This window comes from Sphingobacterium sp. (assembly GCF_032065005.1).
GTDB lineage: Bacteria > Bacteroidota > Bacteroidia > Sphingobacteriales > Sphingobacteriaceae > Sphingobacterium.
In genome coordinates this window covers 501,454-522,914 of record NZ_DAMBMM010000001.1, presented here as the reverse complement: position 1 = coordinate 522,914, position 21,461 = coordinate 501,454, and the positions used below count along the sequence as shown (strand labels likewise).

17 protein-coding genes are annotated in these 21,461 nt (G+C 39.4%); 4 read left to right on the top strand and 13 right to left on the bottom strand.

From position 1 onward, the window contains the following. Positions 1-604 precede the first annotated feature (604 nt). Positions 605-931: a hypothetical protein gene (locus tag RT138_RS02215; protein WP_313189342.1), complete on the bottom strand. Its 327-nt coding sequence runs from the start codon at positions 929-931 to the stop codon at positions 605-607. A gap of 639 nt (positions 932-1,570) precedes the next feature. Here RT138_RS02215 and RT138_RS02210 point away from each other — a divergent pair. Then, complete coding sequence (locus RT138_RS02210; protein WP_313189341.1) at positions 1,571-2,881, top strand: DEAD/DEAH box helicase; 1,311 nt, start codon at positions 1,571-1,573, stop codon at positions 2,879-2,881. Here RT138_RS02210 and coaD read toward each other — a convergent pair. Genes coaD through RT138_RS02195 form a run of 3 tightly spaced genes read right to left on the bottom strand, consistent with a single transcriptional unit; the run spans position 2,873 to position 4,658 of the window. Further along, on the bottom strand, positions 2,873-3,346 hold the full coding sequence (coaD, locus tag RT138_RS02205) for a pantetheine-phosphate adenylyltransferase (RefSeq protein WP_313189340.1): 474 nt from the start codon (positions 3,344-3,346) through the stop codon (positions 2,873-2,875). The two genes, RT138_RS02210 and coaD, sit on opposite strands and share 9 nt — an antisense overlap. A gap of 2 nt (positions 3,347-3,348) precedes the next feature. Continuing rightward, positions 3,349-3,882 (bottom strand): 16S rRNA (guanine(966)-N(2))-methyltransferase RsmD, encoded by a 534-nt coding sequence (gene rsmD, locus RT138_RS02200; protein ID WP_313189339.1) that lies wholly within the window; start codon positions 3,880-3,882, stop codon positions 3,349-3,351. Next, positions 3,873-4,658 carry a DUF3822 family protein gene (locus RT138_RS02195; protein ID WP_313189338.1) on the bottom strand — a complete coding sequence of 262 codons (786 nt, stop codon included), beginning with the start codon at positions 4,656-4,658 and terminating at the stop codon, positions 3,873-3,875. Before RT138_RS02195 ends, rsmD begins: the two co-directional genes overlap by 10 nt. Before the next feature lie 73 nt (positions 4,659-4,731). On the opposite strand from RT138_RS02195, the gene RT138_RS02190 reads away from it, so the two are divergent. The 3 genes from RT138_RS02190 (at position 4,732) to RT138_RS02180 (ending at position 9,342) form a co-directional block, all read left to right on the top strand. Continuing rightward, positions 4,732-6,156: an AAA family ATPase gene (locus tag RT138_RS02190; RefSeq protein ID WP_313189337.1), complete on the top strand. Its 1,425-nt coding sequence runs from the start codon at positions 4,732-4,734 to the stop codon at positions 6,154-6,156. Positions 6,157-6,243: 87 nt separating this feature from the next. Then, positions 6,244-8,727: a DPP IV N-terminal domain-containing protein gene (locus tag RT138_RS02185; protein WP_313189336.1), complete on the top strand. Its 2,484-nt coding sequence runs from the start codon at positions 6,244-6,246 to the stop codon at positions 8,725-8,727. A gap of 63 nt (positions 8,728-8,790) precedes the next feature. After that, positions 8,791-9,342: a hypothetical protein gene (locus RT138_RS02180; protein ID WP_313189335.1), complete on the top strand. Its 552-nt coding sequence runs from the start codon at positions 8,791-8,793 to the stop codon at positions 9,340-9,342. Here the strand turns inward: RT138_RS02180 and ruvB are convergent. The 9 genes from ruvB to RT138_RS02135 form a co-directional block, all read right to left on the bottom strand. Beyond that, positions 9,339-10,361 (bottom strand): Holliday junction branch migration DNA helicase RuvB, encoded by a 1,023-nt coding sequence (gene ruvB, locus RT138_RS02175; protein WP_313189334.1) that lies wholly within the window; start codon positions 10,359-10,361, stop codon positions 9,339-9,341. The two genes, RT138_RS02180 and ruvB, sit on opposite strands and share 4 nt — an antisense overlap. Positions 10,362-10,390: 29 nt before the next feature. Beyond that, positions 10,391-11,125, bottom strand: coding sequence for a polyprenol monophosphomannose synthase (locus tag RT138_RS02170; protein ID WP_313189333.1), 735 nt, complete (start codon positions 11,123-11,125; stop codon positions 10,391-10,393). 356 nt (positions 11,126-11,481) lie between these two features. Further along, entirely contained in the window at positions 11,482-13,014 is a 1,533-nt protein-coding gene (locus tag RT138_RS02165) for a peptide MFS transporter (RefSeq protein WP_313189332.1), read from the bottom strand. Between the two features lie 21 nt (positions 13,015-13,035). After that, positions 13,036-14,826 carry a peptide MFS transporter gene (locus RT138_RS02160; protein ID WP_185212194.1) on the bottom strand — a complete coding sequence of 597 codons (1,791 nt, stop codon included), beginning with the start codon at positions 14,824-14,826 and terminating at the stop codon, positions 13,036-13,038. Positions 14,827-15,026: 200 nt separating this feature from the next. Continuing rightward, positions 15,027-16,610: a peptide MFS transporter gene (locus tag RT138_RS02155; protein ID WP_313189331.1), complete on the bottom strand. Its 1,584-nt coding sequence runs from the start codon at positions 16,608-16,610 to the stop codon at positions 15,027-15,029. A gap of 483 nt (positions 16,611-17,093) precedes the next feature. Then, complete coding sequence (locus RT138_RS02150; protein ID WP_185216369.1) at positions 17,094-17,972, bottom strand: sugar phosphate isomerase/epimerase; 879 nt, start codon at positions 17,970-17,972, stop codon at positions 17,094-17,096. A 20-nt stretch (positions 17,973-17,992) separates the two neighbouring features. Next, on the bottom strand, positions 17,993-18,724 hold the full coding sequence (locus RT138_RS02145; RefSeq protein WP_313189330.1) for a (Fe-S)-binding protein: 732 nt from the start codon (positions 18,722-18,724) through the stop codon (positions 17,993-17,995). Then, the gene (locus tag RT138_RS02140) at positions 18,724-20,040 is read right to left on the bottom strand and encodes an MFS transporter (RefSeq protein ID WP_313189329.1); all 1,317 of its coding nucleotides are present in this window, start codon (positions 20,038-20,040) and stop codon (positions 18,724-18,726) included. Before RT138_RS02140 ends, RT138_RS02145 begins: the two co-directional genes overlap by 1 nt. Before the next feature lie 43 nt (positions 20,041-20,083). Beyond that, on the bottom strand, positions 20,084-21,379 hold the full coding sequence (locus RT138_RS02135) for a D-alanyl-D-alanine carboxypeptidase (protein WP_313189328.1): 1,296 nt from the start codon (positions 21,377-21,379) through the stop codon (positions 20,084-20,086). Positions 21,380-21,461: the final 82 nt, after the last annotated feature.

Sequence of the window (21,461 nt, the reverse complement as noted above, 5' to 3'; positions counted from 1 at the left end):
GCAAAATTAGCTTTCCAGCAAAACAGATTTTCTAAATAATCCCCTGTTTTACCCCCATGAGCAGCGAATATTTAAAAATATTTTATTTTAAATTTAAGCTCTTTCCTTTGAATAAACCAATAGGAATTCTCATAATTTTATCACAATTCAATAAAATTTACACCTTATTCATTGCCAGCACTTGAGCTTGTCTTTCTTTCCATTTTTCCGCAAGGGAAATGAGTTTATTGCTAAAGGAATTACAGCAGAAGGATAACGTTAGTTTATAGGGAAAACCCCTGGAAGGGGTGAAATATTTATAGACCAGATCGTTGGTATGGAGAACCCCTGGAGGGGGTGAAATATTTGTAGAGACCAGATCGTTGGTATGGAGAACCCCTGGAGGGAGTGAAATATTTTTTTAAAAATCTTTAGAATGGGCATAAAACATAAAAAATGGTTTTCTCATCTTACGATATCGAAAAGACAGCATTTCCAAAAATAAAACAAAAATAGAGTCTTCGTTTCACTCTGAATCCCTCTTTAGCGCAATTGATTCTGAACGATCAGTGAGGAATCTGTACGGTTCTCCTCCCAAAACTACCTGTCATTCTGGACCGAAGGTTCAGGAACTGTACGCCAATGCAATCATAGCTAAATTTAGGTTCACATTGTTCCGAGATCCTTCCTGCGTCGGGACGACAATTTGGTGGCAACCGAAGGTAAAGGTACTATACATCAAGGCAATCATAGCTAAATTTAGGTTCGCATTGTTCCGAGATCCTTCCTGCGTCAGGACGACAATTTGGTGGCAACCGAAGGTAAAGGAGCTGTACGCCAATGCAATCATAACTAAATTTGGTTCGCATTGTTCCGAGATCTTTCCTGCTAACCAATGGCAAGTTTGATAGAACTGTGTTTCTAGGTATTTAGACCTATATTTATATTCCAAAAGAATATTTTTTATCCGCCATACATCCCTCGGAGGGGATGAATTATTTTAGCATGGATGGTAAACAATATAGGACTAATGCAAAAACGATGTTCGATTAATCGAACATCGTTTTTGCGCGACTTTCAGGCTAACGTGCCATGTCAGCTAAAATAATGGAACCCCAAAAGGGGTTATATCTCTGAAATTAAACAAAACATTTTTTTGCCTTCTATTATGCGGTCATCACCTTCCGATAAATTTTATCAAAATTTAAACCCTCAGGACAACAATTAGGTGGTAACCGAAGGAAAGAAAAGTTCACCAATTCCCTTCCCAAAGGAGGATAATATTCTGTCAATTCCATAGTTTCTATCCTAACCATATTCGAGACATAGTCGGGACACATTCGAACATCTGTTTGAAATTATTTTATCCATTTTGCAATATTTCGGAATATGTCTCGAATAAGGTCAAATTAGTCTTAAAGAAAAAAGGATTGAAATCGGGGAGATTTCAATCCTTAACTAACCAATTATTAACCTAAATTATGAATACTATCTTATACTCAAAACCTATGCCAAAAAATCAAACCTATAATTTTTTTGCTCAATTTACCTTCGGAAGCTTAAATACCGATCATTAATGATAATTTTGTCCATGCAACATTTGAACACCTATCTAAAAAATCTGAACATCGAAGCACTAAATCCTATGCAGGAAGAGGTATTAAAAGAGTTCAGTACATCCCGTGACCTTGTACTCCTTTCTCCTACTGGTTCTGGTAAGACCCTAGCATTTAGCTTATTATTGTTCAAATTATTGGGTGACAACATCAGTAAAGGTACTAAAGCCATGATCGTTGTGCCTACTCGTGAGCTAGCTTTGCAGATCGAATCGGTTATCAAGCAAATGAACAGTGCTATCAATGTTGCCTTATTATATGGCGGAAACAACAGCCAACTGGAGAAAGATAAAATAAAACAGCAGCCTGCTTTGATCATCGGTACTCCCGGAAGGATCATCTATCATATCGACCGCGTTCCTACACTTTTGGAAGGTTGCCATACATTGGTATTGGATGAATTCGATAAATCACTGGAATTAGGTTTTCAGGACCAATTAAGCTATATCGTCAGGGCATGTAGAGATGTGAACCATAAGATCCTGACTTCTGCAACCGATATGGAAGAAATTCCAGCGTTTCTGGAATTGAATGATCCAATTAAATTGGATTATGTAGATAATCATGGTTTAAGGCCAGACTTGACTTATTATAAGGTCATGAGCAGTACTAAATTAAAACTGGAATCCCTGTTCAAATTGCTTTGTAAAATTGGGAACGAACGGGTTTTGGTTTTCTGTAACCATAGGGAGGCTGTAGATAATATTTCCGAGATATTGGAAGGAAAAGGAATCGAGAGCATTCCCTACCATGGAGGATTGGAACAGTTTATCCGTGAGTTGACAATTATTAAGATCAAGAATGGTAGCCAGAACATTTTGGTGACCACGGATTTAGCTGCCAGAGGTTTGGATATCCCTGAAATGAACCATGTGGTACACTATCAATTCCCATATAAGGAGGATGAATTTATCCATAGAAATGGACGTGCAGGCAGAAATGGACAAAAAGGCTATATATACGGAATCCTGACCGATGAAGATCGTGCAGCCCATTATCTAGAAGGTGCGGAGACCCTTGAATTGGATGGCTTCTATCCTATTCCTGAAGAACCAGAATTTAAGACCTTAAGAATCAATGCCGGAAAGAAACAGAAGGTAAACAAAATCGATATCGTAGGATATATCTTGAACTTACCGGAGATTAGCAAAGAAGATTTAGGTTTGATCGTGGTGAAACCTCATGATTCTTATGTGGCTATCCGTTCAGAAGTCGCCAATAAAGTTGTCAAAAATGGCACTAACGGTAAGATCAAGGGACAAAAAGTCAGGATAAACCTAATCTAACTTCTTGATATACTGCAGGATGACATCTGGGACAAGGTGGCTGATATCTCCATTGTTTTTCCAGATATCGCGAACAATAGTAGAAGAAATATGAGCCTCTCCGCTCCTGCTTACCAAAAAGTAAGTCTCGATCTGAGGGGCCAATAACAAATTGTTCTGAGCAATGATATTTTCGTAATCAAGATCGGTACCATTTCGCAGCCCCCTTAAAATAAAATTAGCACCAATCGATTCACAGTAATCAACAGTCAGACCGTTATAGAATTCGACCTCCACTTGATCATTGTCTCTATAAAGGTCCGAAATCGAAGATCGGCGGCTTTCTACATCCATCATTCCCACTTTGGAACTATTTACACCAATAGCTATATATATTTTATCAAAGAGAGGCAATGCTCTTTTTATTAAATCCTGATGGGCAATAGTGAAAGGATCAAAGGATCCTGGAAAGACAGCTATTTTCATAATTATTTTGAATAAAAACTAAATGAAGAATTCCCATATTGCCTGGTTTCGACAAAATTGGGATGATCGATCATTTTGCGGTTACTAGGATGTTCGACAATCAAAAGTCCTCCATCCTTTAGGAGGTTATTTTCAAGAACCATGGATGCCAACATAGGCAATTGACCTAAATCATAAGGAGGATCTGCAAAAATCAAATCATAACTTTCCTTATCCGTTTTGATAAACTTAAAAACATCCGCCTTTCTCGCTTTGATCTGAGAAAGATCTAATTTTTTAGAAGTCTCCGTGATATATAGGACACATTTTCCATGCAAATCAACAGCACTTACCTTCTTTACGCCTCGAGAGGCCAATTCAAAAGATATATTACCTGTTCCAGCAAATAAATCTAAGCATTCCAGTCCGTCAAAATCAATCCTATTGTTCAAGATATTGAACAGGGCTTCTTTTGCAATATCCGTCGTTGGTCTTACAGGAAGGTTTTGCGGAGGGTTTAACCGCAGTCCGGCAGCCTTTCCTCCTATTATTCGCATGTAGGTAAATCTATTAAGTAGCTTTTGTTATAATCCTCAGATTCATCATCTAAAGAAACAGCTGGTTTACTTGCCGATATTTCAATCAGTTCGTTAGAATAGGTTCTCAATTTTTGAATAAAGGATTGGTCGGCATGGATAGCCGAATACAGGACCTTGTTTACCTTTCCTTCAATTCCAAAATTATCGAAGATGTTCAAGATAAAATAACTCAGGTCATCATCACTTACAATCTCAAAGGTATTATAGAACTTGAACTGACCATTGATAAATAGATAGATATCAGCTGAGTTATCATCAAAAACAACACCTAGCACATCCCCTTTTAAAGGAATGAATTGTCTGGCCTGAAGCAGGTTAAGTTTAAATTCAGGAACAAATTTAGCGTCAGGAAAAAGTGTTTTCCATCGGTGATGCAACAGTACATCCGATTGGTAAAATGCTTGGATTTGCAAGAAATCGATCGAAGTGCGGTTCATTTCCTGAGCAGGATTCTCCATAAATTCCTGATATTTCTCCAAATCCACTTCTTGATAAAGGTCATCGGGAACAAAAGTCAGGGTATGGCTTGGAATACTGACATAAACATTTTGAAAGGGTAAGCTCAATAATTTGAGTGCCTCTTCAGAAGGATTATGGCTTTCAAAGTTCATGTACAGCAAAAGTTGATTGTCTTGATCTAAAACATATAATTTATCATACTGATAATTTGCTTTAACGATCAGGGTGTATTGCGTTATATAATGAATATGAAATTGTTTTGAAGTATAATTCATTCTTTGCAGATGGTATAAACACAAAATTAGTTTTTAAAATTGGATTGACCAACCTTTTGGATAACTTTGGGTTGTGCAGATAAAAAACAGCCTTTTACAACAGTTTTCACACCAAGCAACGCAACAGCAGGAACAGGTATTTGCCCTACTGGGGGAATTCTTGCATACCTTTTCTGAGGAATCATGCTTTATACTAAAAGGTTATGCAGGTACAGGAAAGACCAGCATCATCAGTGCATTGGTCAAAACACTTCCAAAATTCCAAAAGCGTTCGGTATTATTGGCACCAACAGGACGAGCTGCCAAGGTGATGTCCTCCTATTCCGGCAGGAATGCACTGACCATCCATAAAAAAATCTACAGAAAGAAGAATGCGGTGTCTCTGGACATGCAGTTCAGTTTAGCTGACAACATACACGAAAACACACTTTTTATTGTTGACGAGGCATCCATGATCAGCAATGAAGGTCATAGTATGTTTTCCAATGGACTATTGCATGACCTGATCGAGTTTGTGCAATCCGGTGAGAATTGTTGCTTGATGCTGGTTGGTGATACGGCGCAGCTGCCTCCCGTAGGCTTGGAACAGAGCCCCGCATTGGACGCTGAATATATGAATGCAGAATTCGGTTTGCAGATATTCACCTATGAAATGACCGATGTGGTACGTCAGGACAAAAATTCAGGAATTCTCTATAATGCCACCAAAATCAGGAATGAGATCCGATTGGATGAGGAGTTTGTGGAATACAGCTATCCACAGTTTGTCACCAGAGCCTTCAAGGATATATTCCGGATGAATGGTGAGCGGCTGATTGAAGGATTGCACTATGCCTATGATAAATTTGGCATCGAAAACTCCATGGTCATTTGCCGTTCCAATAAATCAGCAAACCTTTATAATCAGCATATCCGAAACCAGATCCTCTTTAGGGATGAGGAAATTACCGGGGGTGACATTATCATGGTGGTCAAGAATAACTATTATTGGTTACAGGACAATGACGAGAAAAACACCGGGTTCATTGCCAATGGGGATATGGCTGTCATCAAGAAAGTAAGTAATGTACATGAGATGCACGGCTTTAGGTTTGCCGACCTCTACCTCGAGTTTATGGACAACAATGAAGGCGATGCGATCCGATGTCGGGTCTTATTGGACAGTCTCTATGTAGATTCGCCAAATCTGCCTTACGAGCAACAACAGAAACTATATAACAGTATCGCCGAGGATTATCAGGACATCCCTGCCAAAAAGGACAGGATGGATTCCATCAAAAAAGACCCCTACTACAATGCCCTACAGATCAAGTTTGCTTATGCAATAACCTGTCATAAAGCCCAGGGTGGACAGTGGCCATTGGTTTTCGTGGACCAAGGGTACATGAACGATGAAATGCTGAACACGGAGTTCATGCGCTGGTTATATACGGCCATCACCCGTGCAACCCAAGAGCTTTTCCTAGTTAATTTCAACGAAAAGTTTTACGAAGCCTAATCCTATCAAAAATAATACAAGATAGCTTCTTTTTTGGGTCAATAATTGGATATTTTCGCTGAATCAAATATTGACTAAATTACTCAAATGAAGCATTTTTTAACCTTTGTCCTATTGCTAAGTTTTGCAATTTCACAAGGACAAGAAAAATCTACCTTAACCAAACCAAACTACCAATTAGCTTCTAAGTTTTCTCCAAGCAAACTTAGTAAATTGATCTTCTCTACAGAGATCAATCCCAATTGGATAAATTTTGGCGATAAATTCTGGTACGAATACAATAGTCCATCAGGCAAAAAATGGTATTTGGTGGATCCAAAGACCAAAAAGAAATCTGAATTGTTTGACCATGCCGATATGGCTTCCAGGATCACTTCCATTGTCAAAAACCCATTTGATGCACAACATCTAGAGATCAGGAACCTTCGTTTCATGGATAATGAAAACCTGATTCGATTCGAGGTGCAAAGCACAAAGGATACGGTAAAAACAAAAGAAGAAATCCAAAAGCTGACGAACAAGAAAGATACCATCAAAAAGAAGATGTATTATTTCGAATATAATATCAGCAACAACAATCTAAGGGTATTAGGAGAAGACAGTAAGGAAAAGACCAAACTGTTCTGGGCAAATTTCAATCCTGATACCAGCAGGGTCTATTATGCCAAGAACTATAATCTATATTGGATGGATTATAGCAATTACCTAAAAGCCCAAAAAGATGAAAAGGATTCCACAATAGTTGAGCATCAGATCACCACAGATGGTGTACAATACTATGCCTGGGGTGGTGATGAATATAGTGTCACGACAGGTGATAAGAAATCCGAGGATGAAGAGAAGAAAAAAAGAAAACCTGTTTGGATCAATTGGTCACCTAACGGAAAATACTTCACTTTGACCCGCAAAGATAACCGAGAATACAGCGCATTATGGGTGATCAACAATGTAGCAGCAAAACGCCCTACCTTGGAAACCTACAAATACCTGATGCCAGGTGAAACGGATTCTACTGAAGTTGAGCTTTATTTATTCGACAGTAATACCTTAAAAGCAAAGCAGATCAATGTAGCAGCTTTCAAAAACCAAACCATCAGTAATTGGAACAAGGACAGGACAAAAGAAAGCTTCAAAGGCAAGCATTTCATCAACTATTGGTTGGGGAACGATGAAGAATTCTATATAGCTAGGTCTAGTCGCGACCTGAAGCGTATAGATATTGTGGCGGTAAATGTGAACGGTAACAGCAGAACGGTATTAGAAGAGCGCTCGAATGTCTACCAAGATATCAAGAAGCCTTATTTCGTCAATAATGGCAGTCAATTTGTCCATTGGTCCCAGAGAGATGGATGGGGACATTTCTATCTGTATGATAAAAATGGTAGAATGATCAATCAGATCACCAAAGGTGAATTCCACTGTGACGATTTGACCCGTTACAATGAGGCCACAGGAACCTTGTACTTCAAGGCCAATGGCAAGGAAAAAAATATCGATCCTTACTATTCGTATTATTACTCCGTAAATAAGAGCGGCGGTGCGATTAAATTATTGACCCCAGGGGATTTCGACCATCAGGTAGTAAGCAGTGAAAGCAGCAATTACTTCATTGATAATTATTCTAGGGTAAATACAGCTCCAGTTAGCAACCTATACAATGCTAACGGACAATTGATTATGAAACTGGAGGAGACGGATCTGTCGAACCTATTTGCAGCAGGCTATAAATTCCCTGAGCCCTTTAAGGTTAAAGCTGGAGATGGGATAACCGATCTATATGGTGTGATGTATAAGCCATTCGACTTTGATTCAACCAAGACCTACCCTATCATTGAGTACGTTTATCCAGGACCACAAACTGAGGCCGTAAACAAGAGCTTTGGAAAATCCATGGACAGGATTGACAGGCTGGCACAGATGGGCTTCATCGTTGTTTCCGTTGGAAACCGTGGTGGACATCCATCCCGTTCAAAATGGTACCATACCTATGGATATGGAAACCTACGCGATTATGGATTAGAAGATAAAAAAGTAGCAGCTGAGCAATTAGCAGATAAATATCCGTTCATAGATATCAGTAAAGTAGGGATTACAGGGCATTCAGGTGGAGGTTTCATGTCTACGGCTGCCATGTTGGTATATCCAGATTTCTTCAAGGTGGCTGTTTCTGGTGCAGGTAACCATGAAAACAACATCTATAACCGTTGGTGGAGCGAAAGGCACCACGGTGTCAAGGAAGAGATCAGTGCAAAAGGCGATACAACCTTCAGCTATAATATCCAGCGGAACACGGAACTGGCAAAGAACTTAAAAGGAAAATTATTGATCGTAACTGGCGATATTGACAACAATGTCCATCCAGCGAATTCTATCCGCATGGTAGATGCCTTGATCAGGGCCAATAAAAGGTTTGATTTCCTATTATTGCCGGGACAAAGACATGGATTTGGAGATATGACCGAATATTTCTTTTGGAGAATGGCAGATTACTTCAGTCAGCATCTCTTAGGTGCTTCTGAAATGAATGAAGTAGACATGATGGAAATGAATCGGGAAAAACCACTCAAATAAAAATTCCATTTTTATATAAGCAGTTTTTCTCCTTATTTTATATTCCAATCTAGGAAGCTAACTATGCGCGAAAAAACTGAAGATAAATTTATAGAAGCCTTAATGCATTTTGGGGCTTCTGATTTAAATGAGGAAATCCTACAGGTAGTCAGTCTTGATCACCTACTTCGTTGGAGCATGGATGAGGAAAATCCAAGGCTGTGTTTTCGCAGTTCCTGGGCAATGGAACATATCCTATTGAAGAACCCAGAACATTTTAATGCTATCTATAAACGATTGATCACAAATTACCAGAACCTAAATAATTGGAGCAGCTTAAGGAGTTATACTAAACTATTAATGTGGCTTTTATCAAAATCCAACACAAGTATCACCTTAAGCGAAAAGGAGAAAGAAATCATCTTGGAAAAGAGCTTTGCGATCATTGATCTTAATGATTGTCCGGTGGCAGTAAAGGTGAATGCCTTCGATATCCTATTCAGGCTAATACCCACCTATGAATGGGTTGCAAAGGAACTAAAGCTGATCATTGAACTGCACCTGGAAAAAGAAAATACCCCTGCCTTAAAAAGCAGAGATACCTATATCTTAAATAGATTAGCAAAATGGGATTAAAATAAGGTATTCCCTTTATTGAAATGTGTTTTTCCTAAATGCTTAAAAGCTAATTCCGTACATTCCCTTCCTCTCGAGGTCCGCATGATATAGCCTTCTTGGATCAAGAATGGCTCATACACCTCTTCAATCGTCCCTTCATCTTCTCCCACGGCCGTAGCAATGGTTTTTAAACCAACAGGTCCACCCTTGAATTTTTCGATAATGGTACTTAGGATGCGGTTATCCATCTCATCCAAGCCATGTTCATCCACGTTCAAGGCATTAAGGGCAAATTGAGCGATAGCTTTATCAATAGATCCGTTTCCTTTGATCTGCGCAAAGTCACGGGTCCTTCTCAATAGAGCATTGGCTATCCTCGGGGTTCCTCGACTTCTTCTGGCAATTTCAAAGGCTCCTTCTTCCGATATTGGAACTTTCAAAATCTGGGCAGAACGCATGACGATATCCGTTAAAAGCTTGGAATCATAATATTGCAACCTGGAATTGATTCCAAATCGAGCTCGCAGCGGTGCAGTCAATAAGCCAGAACGTGTCGTTGCTCCCACTAAGGTGAAAGGATTCAGAGAAATCTGCACAGAACGCGCATTTGGTCCCGCTTCGAGCATGATGTCAATTTTGAAATCTTCCATTGCCGAATACAGATATTCTTCCACCAAGGGGCTCAAACGGTGTATCTCATCGATAAAAAGGATATCACCTTCCTCCAGGTTGGTCAAGAGCCCTGCTAGGTCTCCTGGCTTATCCAATACAGGTCCTGATGTTATTTTGATCCCTACTCCCATTTCATTGGCGATAATATAGGATAAGGTGGTTTTTCCTAATCCGGGAGGGCCATGTAAAAGTACATGGTCAAGCGCTTCAGCACGGAGCTTAGCTGCTTTAACAAAGATGGAAAGGTTCTCCAATATCTTAGCCTGACCGGTAAAATCTTCGAAAGTCTGCGGACGAAGCACCCTCTCCAAGTCTTTATCAGTCGAGGTTAATCTTTCAGGATTGGGGTCAAGGTTTTCATTCATATCTTGGAAAACAAATCTTTAGTGAACAATTATCTCTCGTATTTCTTAAACAAGCTATTGATTTTCATTTGAATAACTCCAAAAAAAGCTTCTTTAAAGATTTTGGTACTCATTTTAGAGGTACCTAAGGTCCTATCTGTAAAAATAATAGGAATTTCCACAACATTGAAACCATATTGTATGGCTGTGAACTTCATTTCAATTTGAAAGGCATAGCCCACAAACTTTATTTTGTCTAAAGGTATGGTTTCTAGAATCTCTCTCCTAAAGCAAACAAATCCTGCTGTAGCATCCTGGATTTTGATTCGGGTAATCAACCGAACATAAGCCGATGCAAAGTACGACATCAAAACCCTGTTCATAGGCCAATTAACCACATTCACACCCTTGATATATCGGGAACCAATCGCCATATCGGCAACCCCAGCTTTACAGGTCTCGCGAAGACGGATCAGGTCATCTGGATTATGGCTAAAGTCGGCATCCATTTCGAAGATAAATTCGTATGAACGCTGCAAAGCCCATTTGAATCCATGGATATAGGCTGTACCTAATCCCAGCTTACCTTTTCTTTCTTCGATAAAGAGCCGATCAGCGAATTCAGTAGCCTGAAGTTCTTTCACAATATTTGCAGTTCCATCCGGAGATCCATCATCAACGATAAGGATATGAAAATCTACTTCTAATGAAAAGACCTTTCGTATGATTCGTTCTATGTTTTCCTTTTCGTTGTATGTAGGAATGATTACAATGCTATCTGACACGCCTTAAATTTTGATGGCGTAAAGTTAAGCAATTATCCCAAACAATTGGGTTCGGTAACAGAAGATGTTGGGGGAATTGGTGTTCAACGCCGCTCACCCAACTGAAGGGCCAAGATTTGGGTAAGAACCAGGATGCCCTTCGACGCCGCTCAGGGTACGAGATGAGAGGATGGACTAAGATTTGGGCAAGAACCAGGATAGAATGGATTGGAGGATGGGCCAAGATCTATTCCGATGGTCAAGCGGGATCTCGGTTTCGCTCGATATCCGTTGAGACCAAATACAGGATTAATTATCACAAATACAAAAGCCGGATGATTTTACATCCGGCCTTTGATTAATTGTTGAATTAAATATTAATTTACCCCATGCATTAATTTCTTAATATATGGAGATAGAATAATCAAAATTGCACCTGCGATCAAGGAATATAATCCTAATTGTTTATAACCTTCGGTGTATGTCAAGAGTTTATCCATCAAAGATGCTCCTTCTCGAGCTTCGGCCATATTGGCCCCGATAAGGCCGGCTACATATTGCCCATAGGCACTGGCTAAAAACCACATTCCCATCATGATCCCGTGCAATTTAGCTGGAGATAACTTGGTCATGATAGAAAGCCCAATTGGAGAAAGACAAAGTTCTCCAATCGTAATCACCAATAATGCCGCGGTAAAGATGTCTAAGGAAGTCATTCCTTCAACCGCAAAGAAACGCGTCGCAAACAACACATAATAACCCAAGCCAAGGAAGATAAAGCCTAAACCAAATTTGATAATGGTATTGGGTTCGATTTTTCGTTGCGCCAACCACAACCATAACAACCCAAATAAGGGAGCTAAAATGATAATGAAGAAGGCACCTCCAGAGTTATTGACTCCATTAGGGTCCAAACGGAAAGCTCCGCCCGCTACAGAATCATTTAAGTTATTAGCGGCAAATATGCTCAATGAACCACCACTCTGTTCGTATATCCCCCAGAAAACAATGGAAAATAAAATGAATATCAATGCGGCGATCAATTTATGGCGTTCCTTTTTCTCCACTTTTGACATCTCATAGAAAAGATAGATCAAGGTCAATGGACCAATGGTATACATAAAATAGTCCGTGTACTCCGTTTTGGAGACCATCACTTGGATCAAGGGCACAAAAATCAAGGTACTCGCATACACTGCATATTCCACCCATTTTGGAAGGGGTTTTGTTTTTACAATTGCGTCTGGATGCCCAGGTTGCAAGCCAATTGGTCCTAACTCATGCTTGGTAAATTGGAAATTGATCAAACTGATCAACATACCTAAGGCAGCAAGGCCAAAAGCGACATTCCAACGGTGAGCCTCATCAATGACAGAACTCAACATGTAGCCCTTTCCAATAGCGACACAGATGTATCCACCTAAAAAGGCACCGAGGTTAATCCCTGCATAGAACAATGAAAATCCGGCATCACGACGGTTGTCATTATCCCTATAGAGCTCCCCTACCATGGTTGAAATATTAGGTTTGAAGAATCCTGTTCCTATTATGATAAAGGCCAAACCAAAGAAGAAAAATTGGTGGGTATCAATTGCCAGTAACACAGATCCCACGATCATCAATAGTCCTCCAAAAAAGAGGGATTTCCTAAATCCGAGGATTTTATCTGCGAAGAGCCCACCGATGAAGGTAAAGGCATAAACAAATGCCTGGGTAGCTCCATATTGAAGATTAGCTTCTTTTTCGCCAAAATTCAGTTGTGTAATCATAAAGAAGACCAACATCCCGCGCATTCCGTAAAAACAGAACCGCTCCCACATCTCGGAAAAGAAAAGTCTCCAGATCTGTTTCGGATATTTGCCTTTAAAATCTTGAATCTCCTCAAGAGTTTTATTTGCCTCAGTAGCCATTTTAATAAATGTATTTAGATTTTATTTCACGCCATGCATCAGCTTCTTCACGATTGGGTGAAGCAACATCACGATAATCCCAGCTCCGATCGGCACAATGGTAAATATCAAGAAAAAAGTACTCAAGGAATACTGATTGGTAATGATTTCAATCTGCCCACCGATAATGGCCGCTAATTTATTTCCGATAGCCAATGCCAAATACCACATCCCGAACATAAATCCGATCATCCTGGCAGGGGCAAGTTTAGAAACATAAGATAAGCCTACCGGTGAAAGGCATAGTTCACCAAGCGTATGGAACATATAGGCCAGAATCAACCAGACCATAGATACCTTAACGCCTTCTTGAAGTCCATTTGCACCAAAGGCCAATAACCCGAAACCAATTGCCATAACAATCAAGCCCATTCCGTATTTTACGGTTGCCGGTGGATTGTATTTGGAATCCCAAATTTTAGACACAAAATTGGCAAAGGTGATGATAAAGAAAGAATTCATGATGGAAAACCATGAAACCGCAATTTCTGAAGATTCGGCAGTGAACTCACGGTACAGCATCCATAAGGCCAAACCCCATACTGCTGTAAAACAAATCACCTGAACTATATTGGAAAGTGGTGCTTTGCCAAAAGTCTTTTTGGTTAGCATGGTGACCGCATAGGTCACGAAAATCAATGGAACGATAGTCAATAAGCTATTGACCACATTGAAAATAGTCAGGGAATTTCCTGATAAACTTCTATCGACGCTATCCCGCGCGAAAATGACCAAGGAAGAGGCACCTTGCTCAAAGGACATCCAAAAGAAGATAACGAAAAACGCAAAGATAATGACGGCAATCAATCGGTCTCGAACAACTTTTGTATATCTGGACAATCTTGAAATCACGACAAACAGGAAGATGATCAATGCTGCAAATATGGCAACATTTTGGCCAGCCATGGATCCCATCTGAAGACTTGAGAAGATATCAATGCCTGAAATCTTAGATAGTGGGTCATTGAATGCATAACCCAATCCTAGGATAGTCATGATAACAATTAGGAAGATATCTAATTTCGTAAATGGATTTGGTTTATCATCTGGATTTGCCAAGGCTGCAGCTTCAGCTTTTTCAGCTTTGATCTCTGCTGTGGGCTTATCTCCAACCTTTCCGAAGATTGGCTTGGCATACCAGAACTGTAATGTTCCTAAAAACATAAAGATACCTGCTAAACCAAAACCCCAATGCCAACCGACCTTTTCCCCTAAATAACCACATAGCATCATACCAAAGAAAGCGCCTGAATTCACCCCCATATAGAATATGGTGTAGGCAGCATCTTTCTTCTGCGGGAACTTTTTGTACATCTCGGATAATATGGAAGTCATATTCGGCTTAAAGAATCCTGTTCCGACTACCAATGCCCCGAGACCAAGATAAAGGAACAGTGGCGTGTCAAAGGCCATGAAAAGGTGGCCCAGGGTCATGATGGCAGCCCCGATAACGATGGCATATCGATAGCCCAAATACTTATCGGCTAAGATACCACCAAATATGGGTGAGATATACAGCAACATGGCATAGGTACCATATAAGGCACCGGCTTGGACTGGATCCCAACCCCATCCGGAAAATGGACTACCTGAAATAATTGCACTGGTTAAAAAATTGATAAGTAACACGCGCATTCCGTAGAAGGAAAAACGCTCCCACATTTCTGTGAAAAACAAAACAAATAAACCTGATGGGTGACCTAATACAAGGCTGCCATCGATTCCCTGTTTTTCTAATTCTTCTGAAAAAGAAGCATCTGAAGCTTGACTCATAAACTGTAATTTCAATCAAACGCTAAGTTTGAATTTGTAAAAATAAAAAAACTTTCAGGATTCCTTAGGATTCAATGCTAAGGTTAATTTTTCTTAAGGTCTTTAAGGGGCTATTTTTTGAATGAAAAAAGCCGAATTTTGTTAGGATTCGGCTTTTATATTTGTTTCAAAAATTTTTCAATATGAATTAAAATCTTCAATTATTGGATGCCATGCATCATTTTCTTTAATTTACCATTAAAGATCAACAATAGGAAAGCAACCAAAATTGGAAGAGCTGCGATGATCAAGAAGAAAACAGTCATCGAGTAAGTTTCGGTAATCTTATCAATAAATGAACCGGTCATACCTGCGATAAAGTTAGCAATCGCAGAGGCAGTAAACCATAATCCAAATAATAGACCAGCAAATTTCTTAGGTGAAAGTTTACTTACATAAGAAAGACCTACCGGCGATACACATAATTCTCCAGTTGTATGGAAGAAATAGGCCAAGATTAACCAGATCATGCTCACTGAGGCTGTCTGCGCACCTGAAGGGATAGACATCGATCCATATGCCAAAGCAAGGAAACCTACGGCTACCAAGATCAATCCGAAAGCAAACTTCACTGGACCTGACGGGTTCCATACCTTTTCCCATAATTTAGAAAAGGAAGAAGCAAGCGTGATAATAAAGAAGGAGTTCAAGATCTGGAACCAAGAAACTGTAACTTCTGTCGTTTCAACAGAGAATTCCTTATTCACTTTCCAAATACCCAATGCCCAGATAATAGCGAAAGAGAGGGCCGTGAAAATTACGGTCAAAGGATACTTACTGAAAATCTGTTGGGATAATTTGAAAAGGACATACGTTACGATCAGGATCGGGAATATGGTCAAGGCTGCATCTACCCATTTAAAGATCTCACCTGTATCCCCATCAAGGACACGTTGGGTGTAGTTCTTTGCAAAAATGGTCATCGATCCACCGGCTTGCTCAAAGGCAAAGAAGAAAAAGATACTGGCAATCATCAATACGGCTACCACTACCAAACGGTCTCTAACCACGTTTTTAGGCGTATGGTCTTCTTCCTGAATGTTGTGGACATGCTCTTCTGGTGAATGAACAGTACCTGGTTTTTCACCGATTACACCAAAGATCTTTTGTGCGAAATAGAATTGGATCATACCGAAGAACATAAATACCCCAGCTAATCCAAATCCGTAATGCCAACCCTCTTTTTCACCGATATAACCACATAATAACATTCCTAAGAATGCACCTGAGTTAATACCCATGTAGAAAATGGTATAACCAGCATCTTTTTTCGCCGATGTATCAGGATATAACTGACCTACCATGGAGGAAATATTTGGTTTGAAAAGACCATTACCTAAGATCATCAAGACAAGTCCGACATAGAAAAAGGATTGTGAAGTCCCTTCAAGGGCCATAGAGGCATGACCTAGGGTCATGATTAAGGCGCCCAAAAGGATGGCTTTACGGTAACCGGTCAACTTATCGGCGATCATTCCTCCTATTAAAGGAGTCAAATAAACCAAGCCTGTATACCAAGCATACAATTCCATGGCTTCTTTATTGCTCCATCCCCAGCCTTGCTTAGAAATTTCAGTGATTAGGAATACGGTCAGAAGGGCTCTCATTCCGTAATAACTGAAACGCTCCCACATCTCAGTAAAGAATAGGACAAATAGACTTGCAGGATGTCCCATTACCATTTTGTCGTCAACTCCTTGTTTGGCAAGGTGCTGGACCAACTCTTGGTCTTTTTCTTGATTCATCGGTTATTGATATTTACGTTAATTAAGATTTTTTTAGAACAATATTTTTTACGGATAGCAAATTAACAAATTTTTATTTACAATTAATACTAAGTTAACAGGCCTATCGGTATTTAACATTCAATGGTTAAGATATCAATTTCAGCCAAAAGTTTAATCAATCCGCTAAAGTGCTATTAAATTTTTTAATGAAAGATTTAAATAAAAAGAAGCCTTATGTTGATAATTTTGAAAGATTAAACGAAAAGCAAAGTAAAAAAGATAAAGAATATGTTCATTTTTAGAAATAAATTTATTTTTCTTGTTTTTTGAATTTCAATTAAAATCAAAAGGTGGTAACAGCGAATTCTCGGAAAATAAAAAATAAAATAGTTGTGTAAACAATTTATTACGATGCTTCAGCAGAATTTGGAATAGGTTAAATTCAATTAAAAAAGAGGCAAGAATTTCGATTCTTGCCTCTTTCTATAATATTATTGGCTATTATTTGAATTTCTCCAATAAAGCCTTTGTCAATTTGATTCCTTCGTCTTCAGAAATCTTATCGCCTTCAAATTCGATACCCACATAGCCATTGTAGCCAGCAGATTTAACGATTTGCATCATTTTGGCGTAGTCAATTCCCGTATCATTACCATTTGCATCGAAAGCATGTGATTTAGCACTTACACCTTTAGCATATGGCATTAAGTCCTTAACCCCTTGATAGCGGTCGTACTCATAGAAGTTACCGAAATCAGGCAAACTTCCACAGTTTTTCTTACCAACTGTTTTCAACACATCGGCCAACCAATCACCGTGAGAAGAAATTCCACCATGGTTTTCAACGACTACAGATATCTTACCTTTTTTACCATAATCAGCTAAGGTAGACAAGCTTTTAACCACTTGTTCCTTAACTTCTTCTTTAGTTCCTTCACCTGCAGCATTTACACGGATGGCATGACATCCAAGGAAATTAGCGGCATCAATCCATTTGTAATGGTTTTCTACAGCTTGCTTGCGTTTAGTTTCATCACGATCTCCTAGACTTCCTTCACCGTCCACCATGATCAATACGTTTTTCACGCCATTGTCCTTAGCACGGTTATTCAAATCTTTTAAGTAAGTCATATCCTTAGCTTTATCCTTGAAGAATTGATTTACATATTCAACTCCATGGATACCAAAGTTTTTTGCTGTATACTCAGGAAAATCAATATTTTTCAAATCTCCTTTGAATAGTTTTTTATGTAAAGACCATTCCGCTAATGAAATTTGAAACCAGTCTTTCTTAGCAGCGAATACATCTAGCGAAGGCGCTAAAGTTACTCCAGCTGTTACTAGACCTAAGTTTCTTAAAAACTCTCTTCTTGAACTCATGATTTTGTTATATAAAGTTATTAGATATTAGCCCATCCAGAAGTCAACACATCGACAAGATGCATGGTCTTAATGGGAAGTTGATTTTTTTCAATATAAGCCTGCAATTGCAATAAGCAGGACGAATCAGTAGATATAATATAATCTGCCTTGACATTCAAGGCGTTTTGAACTTTCTGTTCCGCCATGGCCGTCGAGATTCCTTCAAATTTAACCGCAAAGGTACCACCAAAACCGCAGCATGTTTCCTGATCTCTCATTTCTACGATATCCAATCCTCCTACATGGCTTAATAAGCGCCTTGGTTCTTCCTTGATCTTGCACTCCCTTAATGCTGAACAGGAATCATGATAGACCGCTGTCCCTACTAATTCTGCTCCGAAGTATTCCTTCTGCAAAACATTGACCAAGAAATCACTGATTTCAAAAATATTGCGCTGTATGGCCCTGCACTTATTGTGTTCAATGGAGTTGGTAAAAAGATCATCATATCCTCCCCTAACCATCCCTACACAGGAAGCCGATGGGCTTACGATGGGATGTTCTTCATGAAAGTCATTCAAGAACTTCTGGCCAATTTTCTTGGCATCATCCCAGAAACCTGCATTATATGCTGGTTGTCCGCAACAGGTCTGATCGGTATTGTATATGACCTTGCAACCTGCCTTCTCCAATAGTTTTACGGTGTTAAAGGCTGTTTCAGGATATAATTGATCAATAAAACAAGGGATAAATAACTCTACTTTATGCATTAATCGCTTTCAATAATCTGTAATTTATTAAATTTTAAAACACGAAACAACAACAAAAACCCGATGATAAAATATACAGACAGGAACAATGCCGAATATCGAATGTTTTGAGTGATCTGTTCAATGATACCAAAGCTGAATAAGCCGATCACAATAGCTACCTTCTCCGAGACATCATAGAAACTAAAGAAGGAGGTGGTATCTTCAATATGTTCAGGGATAAGCTTTGAATAGGTCGACCTAGACAAGGACTGTATCCCTCCCATCAATAATCCTACAGCAAAGGCCATTCCGTAAAATTGATATTCTGTAGTCATATAGAAAGAGGCACAGCAAATCAGTATCCAGAAGAACACCACAACAAGCAAAACCTTGATGTTTCCAAACCTTTTGGCCGCCACAGACATGACGTATGCCCCACCAATCGCTACGATCTGAATCAATAAAATGGATGCAATCAGTTTACTTGCCCCTAAATTCAACACTTTTTCTCCAAATGCCGCAGCAACGATCAATAGCGTCTGAATTCCCATGGAATAGAAAAAATAGGCCGGTAAAAAGGTCTTGATGGCTTCGATCTGTTTTATCTGACCCAATACACTGCTGAATTCCTTCTTCACTTTTGTAAAGAAAGGCAAGCGTTCAGAACCTACAGTAGGTCTATTTCTTGGCAAGAATCGGAATGGGATCTGCGCGAACAGCAGCCACCAAAGTCCTACCAATAGAAATGAAAATCTTGCCGGGAATGAGGCGTCACTGATTCCAAACCACTCTGGTTTAAAAATAAACACGAAACAAATGATCTGAAGGGTCACACATCCAACATAGCCATAGGCAAATCCTTGTGCACTGACCCTATCTTGCTGATCTGGGCTTGCGATGATGGGTAGGTAAGAATTATTGAAAGCTACCCCTCCAATATAGCCCATGGCAGCTATGGCATAACAGAAGATCCCCCATTCCAAGGTGTTAATCTTAAAGAAAAACAATCCCATGCAGGCAATGGCACCAATATAGGTAAAGAGCTTCATGAAGAACTTCCGCTTTCCTGCCGCATCTGAATAAGCTGAAATAAACGGCAAGCCTAAAGCCATCAATAAATAAGCAATGGAAAGTGCAAAATTGGATAGGGCAGTATTAATGACCTCAATACCAAAAAAGGAAACCGTGTCATTGGTTTCCGGATTTTTTGTGATGGCCGTATAATATACTGGAAAAATGGTGGAGTTGATGACCAGATTATAGGCAGAATTGGCCCAATCGTACATGGACCATGATCTGATTAATCTTTTATCATTCTTCTTGAATATTTTCATAAGATTTGCTTATGCGAATATACCATTTGATTTTAGAACTGGTTTAAAAATTTTCGTAGATATGGGTAACTATCCGTACCATTTCCTTGCGGACTGGACTTGAACTCCCCAAGTAATTATTGTTCAGAAAAGAAAACACATAGCGCTTACCTCGTTTGGTTATGATATAACCACTCTGACAGTGAACACTATTGATGGTTCCAGTTTTAGCCCAGACAAAGGCCTTTCCTCCCGGTGTTGGATAAACATTCTTTAGCGTTCCTTCTAATCCTCCTGCCGGAAATAAATATAACTTGGCGTTCTCATCACGGACTTCATTGCTGATCTGAAGCAAAACCTCCACCATACTCCTTGGTGTTATTTTATTGTAACTCGACAAACCGCTACCATCTCTCAACTCAATGCTATCACTTAATTTGCTGTAATAGTTGTCGGTCATATATTGGCGCAGGTCTTCTGTTTTGAAGCTATTGTACTTCAAGAAGGATGCAACCATGTTTAGCTGCTCTGCCAAGAAATTATCGCTTGGAAGCATCATTTCGCGCTCTACCGTTCTTTTTTCTACAGAATTATAGATCTTGAAATCCTGAGGTAGTTTCTGATGTACCAATCCGACATCCTTTTTCAAGGTGTCCTGAAGCAAAAGCACCAAAAGGCTGTCACTAGGACGGAAAGGTTTTTCATTGACATAGTTCTTTGGCAAAGGAAGCTCATTGATTTCATAGCTGTTATTCTCCATTGCTCTGTGTATTCTGTATCGCGTTGTTGTATCGGATAGCTGTCTGACATCGCGTTCGAAGTAGGAAGGGAATAATTTGAGTTTGCCATCAACCTCCCTAAACTGCACTACATTTCCATAGATCGGAAATGGAAACAATTCTGGTTGGTAGTAGAATTCATAGTCTTCAATCGACCAACCGTTCCTGTAGGTCGGTTCTTGCGTAGCAGAACTTGAATAGAACAGCTTTTTATTACTGTTTTTTAAGAAGTTATATACTCTTCCATTATCTAACCTTGGATGTAAGAAGCTAGGATCACCGGTTCCCCAGAAAATCAAGGAATCCCCACGTTCGACATATGCGATCCCTGGGATAGAATCACCGATGAGCTTTAGGGATGCAAATAAAGTGAAGACCTTGGTATTTGATGCCGGAGTAAAATGTTTGTCCTGATTATGGTTGTACACAAAGCTTTGTTGATCGACATCGTAAAGACTAAAGCCGTAGTAATGCTTTGGTAATACGGTTGATTTTTGGAATTCATCATTTAGGTTGAGGGTAGATTGCGCTTTGGTTGTCAAGCAGGCCAATAACCCCATTAGGATTAGTATGCTTCTCATGTTGTAAACATAATCATTGTTTAGAATTTAAGGAAGTATGAAACAAAGATTTTATAGAAAAAGAGAAGGGCCGATCTTTCGA

Coding starts and splice junctions, on each gene's coding strand:
- RT138_RS02210 (WP_313189341.1), top strand. CDS start 1,571: ATGCAACATTTGAACACCTATCTAAAAAATCTGAACATCGAAGCACTA.
- coaD (WP_313189340.1), bottom strand. CDS start 3,346: ATGAAAATAGCTGTCTTTCCAGGATCCTTTGATCCTTTCACTATTGCC.
- rsmD (WP_313189339.1), bottom strand. CDS start 3,882: ATGCGAATAATAGGAGGAAAGGCTGCCGGACTGCGGTTAAACCCTCCG.
- RT138_RS02195 (WP_313189338.1), bottom strand. CDS start 4,658: ATGAATTATACTTCAAAACAATTTCATATTCATTATATAACGCAATAC.
- RT138_RS02185 (WP_313189336.1), top strand. CDS start 6,244: ATGAAGCATTTTTTAACCTTTGTCCTATTGCTAAGTTTTGCAATTTCA.
- RT138_RS02180 (WP_313189335.1), top strand. CDS start 8,791: ATGCGCGAAAAAACTGAAGATAAATTTATAGAAGCCTTAATGCATTTT.
- ruvB (WP_313189334.1), bottom strand. CDS start 10,361: ATGAATGAAAACCTTGACCCCAATCCTGAAAGATTAACCTCGACTGAT.
- RT138_RS02165 (WP_313189332.1), bottom strand. CDS start 13,014: ATGGCTACTGAGGCAAATAAAACTCTTGAGGAGATTCAAGATTTTAAA.
- RT138_RS02160 (WP_185212194.1), bottom strand. CDS start 14,826: ATGAGTCAAGCTTCAGATGCTTCTTTTTCAGAAGAATTAGAAAAACAG.
- RT138_RS02155 (WP_313189331.1), bottom strand. CDS start 16,610: ATGAATCAAGAAAAAGACCAAGAGTTGGTCCAGCACCTTGCCAAACAA.
- RT138_RS02150 (WP_185216369.1), bottom strand. CDS start 17,972: ATGAGTTCAAGAAGAGAGTTTTTAAGAAACTTAGGTCTAGTAACAGCT.
- RT138_RS02145 (WP_313189330.1), bottom strand. CDS start 18,724: ATGCATAAAGTAGAGTTATTTATCCCTTGTTTTATTGATCAATTATAT.
- RT138_RS02140 (WP_313189329.1), bottom strand. CDS start 20,040: ATGAAAATATTCAAGAAGAATGATAAAAGATTAATCAGATCATGGTCC.
- RT138_RS02135 (WP_313189328.1), bottom strand. CDS start 21,379: ATGAGAAGCATACTAATCCTAATGGGGTTATTGGCCTGCTTGACAACC.